Here is a 9163-nt window from a genome sequence, read left to right as displayed (position 1 = left end):
GAGCATGTCCAACCCCCTACAGCCGCTACAGCTACTCTGCGAAAACCATTACGAATGGCTCTGCCAATGGTGGCGGCATCGCCTCGGCCATGGCGATGAGGCATCCGACTTCGCGCACGACACCTTTCTGCGCGTGCTGCGCAATCCGGAAGAAGTCCGCACGCTGCGCCAGCCCAGGGCCTATCTGACGACCATCGCCCGGGGGCTGCTCAACGATCACTGGCGCCGCCGCTCGCTGGAACGCGCCTGGCTCGAGGCCATGGCCGCGCTGCCGCCGGAATTAGAGGCTACGCCCGAGATGCTGCTGGGCGTGCAGCAGGCGCTGCAACAGCTGGACCGCATGCTCGGTAACCTTGCGCCGCAGGCGCGCGAGGTGTTCGTCCTGTCGCAACTGGAAGGTCTCACCTACGTCGAGATCGCCGCGCGCACCGGCCTGAGCGACCGTACGGTAAAGCGCTACATGGCCCAAGGCTTCGAAATCTGCCTGACCATGCTGGACTCCTGACAAATGGACGCGACAGGATCCAAGCCGATCGATGCCTCGGTCATTCGGGAAGCCGCCCGTTGGCTGGTGCGCCTGCACTCCGGCGAGGCAGGGCCGGCCGATCATGCAGCCTTTGAACGCTGGCGCCATGGCAATCCCGAGCGCGAGCTTGCTTGGCAGCGGGCGCAGCGCCTGATGCAGCAATTCGACGCCGTGCCGGCCTCGGTAGGCGTGCCGCTCTTGACGCGTGCGCCGCAAGTCAGCCGGCGCACGGTGCTGCGCACCCTGGCAGCGCTGGGGCTGACGCTGCCGCCCGCTGCCTTGCTGGCCTATCGCATGAATACACAGCCGGCGGGCGCCTATCACACGGCGGTGGGCGAAGACCAGGATCTGCGCCTGGCCGACGGCAGCCAGGTTCACCTGAATACCGACACGGCCATGGACGTGCGCTATTCCGACGAAACACGCCTGCTGCAGTTGCGCGGCGGCGAAGTCTATGTGCGTACGGCCGCCGACCAGTCGGGCAGGGCGCGGCCCTTTATCGTGGAGACGCCCCAGGGCCGCTTGCGCGCCTTGGGTACCCGCTTTGTGGTGCGGCAACTGGATGACGGCGACGCCCTGACCGAACTGGCCGTACTGGAGCACCGCGTCGCCGTGAACCTCAGGAACGGCAGTCCGGAACGGATCTTCAACGCCGGCGAGTCGGTCCGCTTCACCTCCGATGCCTTCCTGCCCAGCGCGCCCGCCGGATCGGAGTCGCCCGGATGGACGCGCGGCGCCATCGAAGCCGACAACATGCGGCTGGACATGCTGCTGGCCGAGGTATCGCGCTACCGGCGCGGCGTGGTGCGTTGCGATCCGGCGGTGGGCGGCCTGCGGGTGTCCGGCGTGTTCCGCCTGCAAGACACCGACGCGCTACTCGCCGTTGTGGCCAAGACGCTGGACCTGCGCGTCGTGGCGCGCACGTCCTACTGGGTCACGCTGACGCGCTGACGCGTCGCCAGTCCGTCCAGGTTTCACTTATTTACAACTTTGCCGCATCACGCCTGTCCCTTTCTCCCGGCCTCATCCGGCATACCGCGCATTGATGACCTGTAGGGATGTGACCAAGTGGCAGTCGAAGACCAAACCCAAACCCGCGTCCTGAGGCTGGCCGGATTGACGCTGAGCCTGGCGGCCGCGTTCGCCGCGGCGCCGCCCGCGGCAGCCCAAAGCGCGGCTCCGTCCGCAATGCATGACTATCGCATCCCGGCAGGTCCCTTGGACCAGGCGCTCTCCGCCTTCGCCAAGGCGGGCGGCATCACGCTTTCCTTCCGGCCCGAGGACACGGGCGGGCTGCGGACCCAGGGCCTGGATGGCAGCTACGGCGTGGAGTCCGGGTTGGCCCAACTGCTGTCCGGCACCGGCCTGGTGGCGGTGGAGCAGGGCGGCCAGGGGTACGTGGTGCGCGCGCCGGCCCCCGCGGCCAAGGCCATACCAGCAGGCAACGCCAACACGCTGGAGTCGATCCAGGTCAGCGGCGACTGGCTGGGCACCGGCCTGGAAAACAGCGTGCAGACCTTCGGCGGCGCCCGCACGCTGGTCAAGCGCGACGAAATCCAGAACAGCGGCGCCACCAGCGTGGCCGACGTGCTGCGCCGCGTGCCCGGCGTGCAGATCAGCGGCAGCACCAGCGCCAGCGGCAGTTCGGTAGGCCTGCATGTCGGCATCCGCGGCCTGAACCCGCGCAATTCATTTCGCACCACCATGCTGCTGGACGGCATTCCCATGGCCATGGCCCCTTACGGCCAGCCGAACCTGGTGATGTCGCCGACCAGCCTGGGCAACATCGAAGCCATCGACGTGGTGCGCGGCGGCGGGGCAGTGCGCTATGGCCCGCAGAACGTGGGCGGCGTGATCAACTTCAAGACCCGTTCGATTCCGACTACCCCCGGACTCACCGCCGAGGCTTCCGCCCGCTACAACATCTTCAGCCAGGGCGGCACCAATACCCAGTACACCGGCTTCATGGGCACGCAGTTCGAAAACGGCCTGGGCGTGGCGCTGATGTACTCCGGCATGGACGGCGAGCAATGGCGCGATGCCAGCCACGACCGCTACAACGACGTGGCGCTGAAGTGGCGCTATGAGCTGACGCCGACCTCGGAAATCTACGGCAAGTTCGCGCACTACGACGTCAAGTCCATGACGCCCGGCGGCCTGACCGTAGCGCAGTACCGCGATGATCCGTTCCAGAACACCCATCCCACCGACTACTGGAAAGGCCAGCGCGACCAGGTCGACATCGGCTACCTGAACTCCATCTCGGACACCCAGGAGTTCGAGGCCCGCGTCTATCACTACGACAGCTCGCGCCAGAGTTCGCTGATCAACACCACGACAGGACGCAACGACTACCAGCCGCGCAACAACCAGGTGCTGGGCATAGAGCCACGCTACACGCAGCGCCTGGAATGGGGCCCGACCACGCACGACGTGACCATCGGCTATCGCTACATCCACGAAACCGGCCAGGACCGGCGCTATTCGGAATCCCTGGCCACGGGCCAGCGCGTCGGCGTCGCCCAGGTCTTCGACAACAAGACCGAAGCGCACTCCATCTACCTGGACGACCGCATCGCCTACGGCAAATGGCGCGTGACGCCCGGCGTGCGCTATGAGCACATCCGCACCAACCGCCAGCCCAGCGGCACCGCCAACGACACACCGTTCGACCTGCGCAACAGCCGCGGCCTGCCGTCGCTGAACGTGGCCTATCTGGTCGACGACGCACTGACGCTCTATACCAACTACAACACCTCGTTCGGCGCGGTGCAGTACACGCAGCTGAACTCGATGTCGGCGTCCAACCCGCTCAGCCCCGAAGTCGCCAAGACCATCGAAGCCGGCCTGCGCTACTCGGGCGAACAGACCCACACCGAATTCACGGTCTTCGATCTGCGCTTCGACAACCAGATCCTGTCGATCCCCGGCACCAATCCGGCCGTGTTCCGCAATCTGGGCGCCACCACCCACAACGGCGTCGAATTCGCCATCGATTATGACTTCGACAAGTCCGGACCACTCGCCGGCCTGAATCTCTACGCCAACTACACCTACGTGCGCGCCATCCAGAAATCCGGCGAGTTCGAAGGCAACGACGTGCCGTTCTATTCGCGCCAGACCGGCACGCTGGGCGGCCGCTACACCCGCAATAACTGGACCTTCAACCTCTACACCACCGCGCAGAGCGGCCAGTATTCGGACACGGCCAACACCGAAGACGAGAGCGCCGACGCGAGCGAAGGCCGGGTGCCGGGCTTCAGCGTCTGGAACACGCAGCTCAGCTACAAGCTGCCGCAATGGAAGGGCAGCGAACTGGCCGTCGGCGTGAACAATCTGTTTGACCGCCGCTACTACACCCGCAACGTCGACACCAACGGCGGCCGCATGGTCGGCGCGCCGCGCATGGTCTACCTGCAGGCGCGCCTGGCGTACTGATGCCCAAGCGCATCTGGCTGCTATGCCATCGCTGGGTCGCGCTGAGCCTGGGCGGGATCCTGATCCTCTCCGGGCTCAGCGGCGCCTTTCTGGTGGTTGCCCGGCCGCTGGACAAACTGCTGCATCCGGAATTGTTCCGGGCCGAAAGCGCAGGCGCCGGCCAGCCGGCATCGTTCGAATCCTTGCGCCGCAATCTGGCCGCCGGGTTCGGGCCGCAAGCCTCCTTCACCTTCCGTCCGCCGCGCGATTCGGGCGAAACCATGCAGGTCAGGGTGAGGGCGGCTGGCGCCTGGGACGGCACGGTCTATCTGGATCCGACCAGCGGCCGGGAGCAGGGCAGAAGGGCTGACGACGAAGGCATCGTCGCCCTGGTCTATAAGCTGCACAGCGCCCTGATGCTGGAACAGACCGGCAAAGCCATACTGGCCTGGACGGCGCTGGCCTATCTGGTGCTGACGGTATCCGGCCTGATCGTCTGGTGGCCGCGCAAATGGCCGCCGTCCTTGCGCATGGCGTTCGATAAGGGCACGTTGCGCGCCTTGTTCGACCTGCACCGCAACGGCGGCGCCATCCTGGCGCTTGCGTTAGCCGTGTGCATGGCCAGCGGCGCCTACATGGCCTGGCGTCCGATAGGCGGCTGGATCACGCTGGCCAGCGGCCAGACCCCGGTCGTCGCGCCCAAGCTGCCGACGCAGCCCGCAGGCGCCATCCAGCCTCGGTCCCTGGACGAACTGGCCGCCGCCGCCCAGGCGGCATTTCCGGACGGCTCGATAGGCTACTTTCTTTACACCCCGCGCACCGACCGGCCCTTGGCCATCCGCATGAGCGTGCCGGACGATCCGCATCCCAACGGACGGTCCACCGTCTGGCTGGACCCGCGCGACGGCAAGGTGCTGGCGGCGCAGCGCTGGAACGAACTCGATCCGGGCGCGCGGATCAATTCCGTGCTTTATCCGCTGCACACGGGCGAGTTGGGCGGCGTTGCGGGCGAAACCGTCGTGGCATTGCTGGGCCTGGGCCTGGGCACATTGGGCATCAGCGGAGTCTGGCTCTGGTGGCGCAGGAGGTCGTTGAGATTGCATGGACCGCGAATACGCCCATCCCACCGTGCATGACCATAAGTCCCGGGCGCGCCTCACCGATGGGCGGCCAGCACGGCCGCGAGGCCCGCCTGCAGGTCCTTGACGAAATCCTCGGGCGCTTCCAGCGACGGGAAATGCCCGCCGATGTCGGGCGTGCGCCACCGGACGATCCGCCGATACCGCTGCTGCGCCCAGGGACGCGGACATTTTTCGATGTCGCGGGGGTAGATGCTGATGGCCGACGGCACATCGACCCGCAACTCGGGGTCCAGCGAGTCGTGGCTTTCGTAATAGATACGCGCCGACGACGCGCCGGTCCGCGTCAGCCAATACAGGGTGACGTTGTCCAGGATGCGGTCCCGCGAAATCCGCTCGAAGGGGCTGTCTACGCTATCCGTCCACTCCGCGAATTTATCCAGGATCCAGGCCAGTTGCCCGACCGGCGAGTCGACCAGCGCATATCCTATCGTTTGCGGCCGGGTCGCCTGCTGTTTCGCGTAGGCGGCCCGGTAGCGCCAGAAGTCGCGGGTGTCCTCGGCCCATTTGCGTTCAGCGGCCGTCAGCCCGTCCAACGGCAACCCTGGCGGGGCCTGCGCGAGCGTGGTGTGGATGCCCATGACCCGCGCCGGAAACCTGCCGCCCAGGATCGCGGTGATCACGCCTCCCCAATCGCCGCCGTGGGCCAGGAACTTGTCATAGCCCAACCGTTCCATCAGTTCCACCCAGGCGGTTGCGATCCTCTCGGTTCCCCAACCCGTCGCTGCCGGTTTGTCGCTATAGCCGAATCCCGGCAGCGACGGCGCCACCACATGGAACGCCGGCGCGCCGGCGTCCTTCGGATTTGCCAGCTCGTCCACGATATCGACGAATTCAACGATGCTGCCCGGCCAACCATGCGTCAGCAGCAGAGGAGTGGCGTCCGCGCGCCGGGACCGGCGGTGCAGGAAGTGGATACCCAGGCCATCAATCACGGTGCGGAACTGCCCGATCCGGTTCAGGCGCGCCTCGAACGAGCGCCAATCGTACGCGGTGCGCCAGTAGTCCACCACGCTGATGAGGTCGGACAGCGGAACGCCTTGCGCCCAGCGGCGGGCGCCGGGCGCCGCGCCCTTAACGGTTTCGGCCTCCGGCAAGCGCGCCGCGGCCAGTCGGGCCCGCAGATCGTCGAGATCCGCATCGGTGGTGCGGGCCTGAAATACGTGTACGTCGTTGTTTGAAGCAGGCATGCGATCTCCTGGTCATCGTGGTTTGAAGTACGAGCCATTGCGAACCGGCTTAGACGGTTCTAACATACCGCCAATTTCACGGTCAACCAGCTTGGGGGATCTCATGCGCGCCGATTTTCCTGAATTCCGTCTCGGCAGCGTGCTGGCGACGTGCTTCACCGGAACCTTGACGGAGCGTCAAGGCGATTCCGTGGAGCGTATTCCCACACCGCGCCGGTTCCTGGATTGGCTGGCGCTGAACGGCCTGGCCGTGAAATCCTGCACCAACGCCCAGCTCGAGCTGGCCTGGGAACTGAGGGAAGCAATCCACGCCGCGGCTAGCGCGTCCGCGTCGGGAGACCCGCTGCCTGCGTCCGCCGTCAAAGTCATCAATGCCCGCAGCGTCGAGAGCAAGGCCGCGGCAACCCTGTCATCCGAAGGCAGGCGGCAGTGGTGGCTGGGCCCGGCGGCCCGCGTGGAAGACGCCCTGGGCGTCATCGCCACCGACGCCATCAGCATCGTCGCAGGCGAACGAGACGGAAAGCTGGCCTTGTGCGCATCGACTAGCTGCCAGGCCGCGTTTTTTGACACCAGCCAGAGCCGCACGCGGCGGTGGTGTGACATGAACACCTGCGGGAATCGCCAGAAGAAGGCCCGCTTCCAGGCCAGCAAGAGCAAAAAGAGCAGAGAGTAGGGCAGAGAGCCACTGTATCTATCGCTGTGGCCTGTCGGACTGCTGCTAGTGCATTCTGAAGTTCACTGAACCAGCGGGAAACATGGAAGCACAAGTTCCGCAATCAGACCCCCGCCTGCCCGGGGCTTCAGATTCAGCGTCCCCCCGAATCGCTCGGCAATGGCATGCACGATCGAGATACCAAGACCAGCACCGTCGTTGCGGCTTCGGCCTTGGTCTCCGCGCCAGAAGCGGCGCCCAATTTTGGCTACTTGATCCTCACTGAGTCCTGGCCCGCGGTCGGTCACGATGACTCGGCATTGTCGGGTCGGGGACTCGAAGTGCGCCGCGACTTCGACAGTCATGCTTTCGGGGGAATAGCGGATTGCATTGTCTACAAGGTTGCGGACGGCAGCCTCCAGCATCCCGCGGGGAATCGAACTACCGCTATCTGAGCCATGAATGGAAAGCGCCAAGCGCACCTGTGCCTCGACCGTTGTTGCATTGATGACGCTGGAGATGACTTCCTGGATGGATGCGCACCTGTCTTCCGGGTTGATCGATGCCTCGGCACGAGCAAGAACCATCATTTGGTCCAGGGTGCGCCGCAGGCGCTTTACGCCTTCTTCGGCGCTACCAAGTGAAGACGCGGCTTCTTCGCCTTCAGTCAGCCTGGCCACTTGCAGGTGAGTGTCGATCACGGTCAGTGGGGTACGCAATTCATGCGCTGCCGCATCCGTAAACGCCCGCTGGCTTGAGAGTGCCTGGGCCAGCCGTCCCAACAGTCCGTTCATCGCATCCAGGACCGGACGAAGCTCCGTTGGCGGCCTCGCGACGGCAATAGGCGTGGTGTCGTCCGTCTCCTTGGCCCGCAACTGCATGCGCAAGGCTTGCAGCGGCGCAAGGCCTTGCCCAATACCGATCCAGAGAGCAGCCAGTCCGCCAAGAAGCGCGATCAGGAATGGCACGCCTGCCGCAAACAGCAACTCATTGATCAGCGAGTTCCTTTGATCGACACGATCCGCTGTCGTTATCTGGTAGATGTCGTCACGAAGCACATAGATCCGCCATTCCTGCCCCGCTATCATGCGCGTGCTGTAACCGCCAGGCAGGCTTTCGAAGTCCGAGGCCGGGCTGCCGTTGGTGCGCGCCAAAACTTCGCCGCGAAGCGCACGAATCTCGCAAGCGATTCCTTCGCTGCCATTGACACGAACCGCTTGCGCGAAATCCGTCGGCTTGGCGTTGGGATCTATGGCCGAGCCTGCAAGCAGGCCAGAGACCATGCGAGCCGACATGGCCAGCCGGCCGTCGAGTGTACGAGCAACGTCGGCACGCACACCCAGCATCATCCAGGCGGCTGCCGCCGCCCATAAAACCATCAGAGAAATTCCTGCGATCAGGACCGCGCGCAGACGCAAGCTCATGCGTTGATTCTCCAACCCAGCCTGTATCCCAATCCACGCGAAGTCTCAATCACTTCAGCTCCAAGCTTGCGGCGCAGATTGTGAATATGGACATTGAGCGCGTTGCTGCTTACTTCTTCGCCCAACCCGTACAGGCGTTCACTGAGCAGATCAGGAGCAATCCATCTCGCATCGGCAGTGGCCAGATGAGCCAGCAGATCCACCTCGCGACGCGATAGCGAGATGGCTTGGCCTTCCAGCCAGGCAAGCCCGCTTTCAGGTTCCAGGCGCAACGGTCCCGCCGCAATGATCTGGGCTGCGCGCCCCTGTGTGCGTCTGACCAGCGCATGCAATCGCGCTGCCAATTCCCGCAGATCAAACGGCTTGGTCATGTAGTCGTCGGCGCCCTGGTGCAGGCCCGCTATCCTGTGCTCTATGGCATCCCGAGCGGACAGTATCAGCACGGGCAAACACGGTTCTATCGCGCGCACAACGGAGAGCAACTCCATGCCGTCACGGTCGGGAAGCCCCAGGTCGAGCACCAGGGCATTGAAGGAGTTCCCGGTTTGGGCGGCTTCAGCTTCCACTGCCGTGCAAACGTGCTGCACCATGATGCCGTGCGCGCGCAAGCCAGCCACAATTCCCTTGCCGATCAGTTCGTCGTCTTCTACCAGCAATACCCGCATTTGCATCCCAATCCGCTGCAGCCAAGGATCCATATGTTAGGCCAGAAATTGTTGGCCCAGGCGGGTCGGCTCCCGGATTTCCGGGCTCTCCGCGCCTGCGTTCCCTTCTTTAGTTTCAGTTAATCGACCTCCTCCATCATCGCTGGATAT

8 protein-coding genes are annotated in these 9163 nt (G+C 64.8%); 5 read left to right on the top strand and 3 right to left on the bottom strand.

What is annotated here, in order from left to right; all coding sequences use genetic code 11:
- Positions 1-4 precede the first annotated feature (4 nt).
- From AXYL_RS15700 to AXYL_RS15685, 4 genes are all read left to right on the top strand, one after another.
- Complete coding sequence (locus tag AXYL_RS15700; protein ID WP_013393794.1) at positions 5-505, top strand: sigma-70 family RNA polymerase sigma factor; 501 nt, start codon at positions 5-7, stop codon at positions 503-505.
- A 3-nt stretch (positions 506-508) separates the two neighbouring features.
- Positions 509-1477, top strand: coding sequence for a FecR domain-containing protein (locus tag AXYL_RS15695; protein ID WP_013393793.1), 969 nt, complete (start codon positions 509-511; stop codon positions 1475-1477).
- A 117-nt stretch (positions 1478-1594) separates the two neighbouring features.
- The gene (locus AXYL_RS15690; protein ID WP_013393792.1) at positions 1595-3964 is read left to right on the top strand and encodes a TonB-dependent siderophore receptor; all 2370 of its coding nucleotides are present in this window, start codon (positions 1595-1597) and stop codon (positions 3962-3964) included.
- Positions 3964-5079 carry a PepSY-associated TM helix domain-containing protein gene (locus tag AXYL_RS15685; RefSeq protein WP_013393791.1) on the top strand — a complete coding sequence of 372 codons (1116 nt, stop codon included), beginning with the start codon at positions 3964-3966 and terminating at the stop codon, positions 5077-5079. Before AXYL_RS15690 ends, AXYL_RS15685 begins: the two co-directional genes overlap by 1 nt.
- Before the next feature lie 20 nt (positions 5080-5099).
- On the opposite strand, the gene AXYL_RS15680 is transcribed toward AXYL_RS15685, so the two are convergent.
- Entirely contained in the window at positions 5100-6272 is a 1173-nt protein-coding gene (locus AXYL_RS15680; RefSeq protein ID WP_013393790.1) for an epoxide hydrolase family protein, read from the bottom strand.
- A gap of 103 nt (positions 6273-6375) precedes the next feature.
- On the opposite strand from AXYL_RS15680, the gene AXYL_RS15675 reads away from it, so the two are divergent.
- A complete protein-coding gene (locus AXYL_RS15675) occupies positions 6376-6945 on the top strand; it encodes a CGNR zinc finger domain-containing protein (protein WP_013393789.1) in 570 nt (189 codons plus the stop codon).
- Positions 6946-7007: 62 nt separating this feature from the next.
- Here AXYL_RS15675 and AXYL_RS15670 read toward each other — a convergent pair whose 3' ends face one another.
- Together AXYL_RS15670 and AXYL_RS15665 are read right to left on the bottom strand one after the other, a co-directional pair.
- Positions 7008-8348, bottom strand: coding sequence for an ATP-binding protein (locus AXYL_RS15670; protein WP_013393788.1), 1341 nt, complete (start codon positions 8346-8348; stop codon positions 7008-7010).
- Positions 8345-9013 (bottom strand): response regulator, encoded by a 669-nt coding sequence (locus AXYL_RS15665; protein ID WP_013393787.1) that lies wholly within the window; start codon positions 9011-9013, stop codon positions 8345-8347. Before AXYL_RS15665 ends, AXYL_RS15670 begins: the two co-directional genes overlap by 4 nt.
- Positions 9014-9163: the final 150 nt, after the last annotated feature.

The organism is Achromobacter xylosoxidans A8, assembly GCF_000165835.1.
Classification (GTDB): domain Bacteria; phylum Pseudomonadota; class Gammaproteobacteria; order Burkholderiales; family Burkholderiaceae_B; genus Achromobacter; species Achromobacter xylosoxidans_B.
This window is presented reverse-complemented; position numbering and strand designations above follow the sequence as displayed.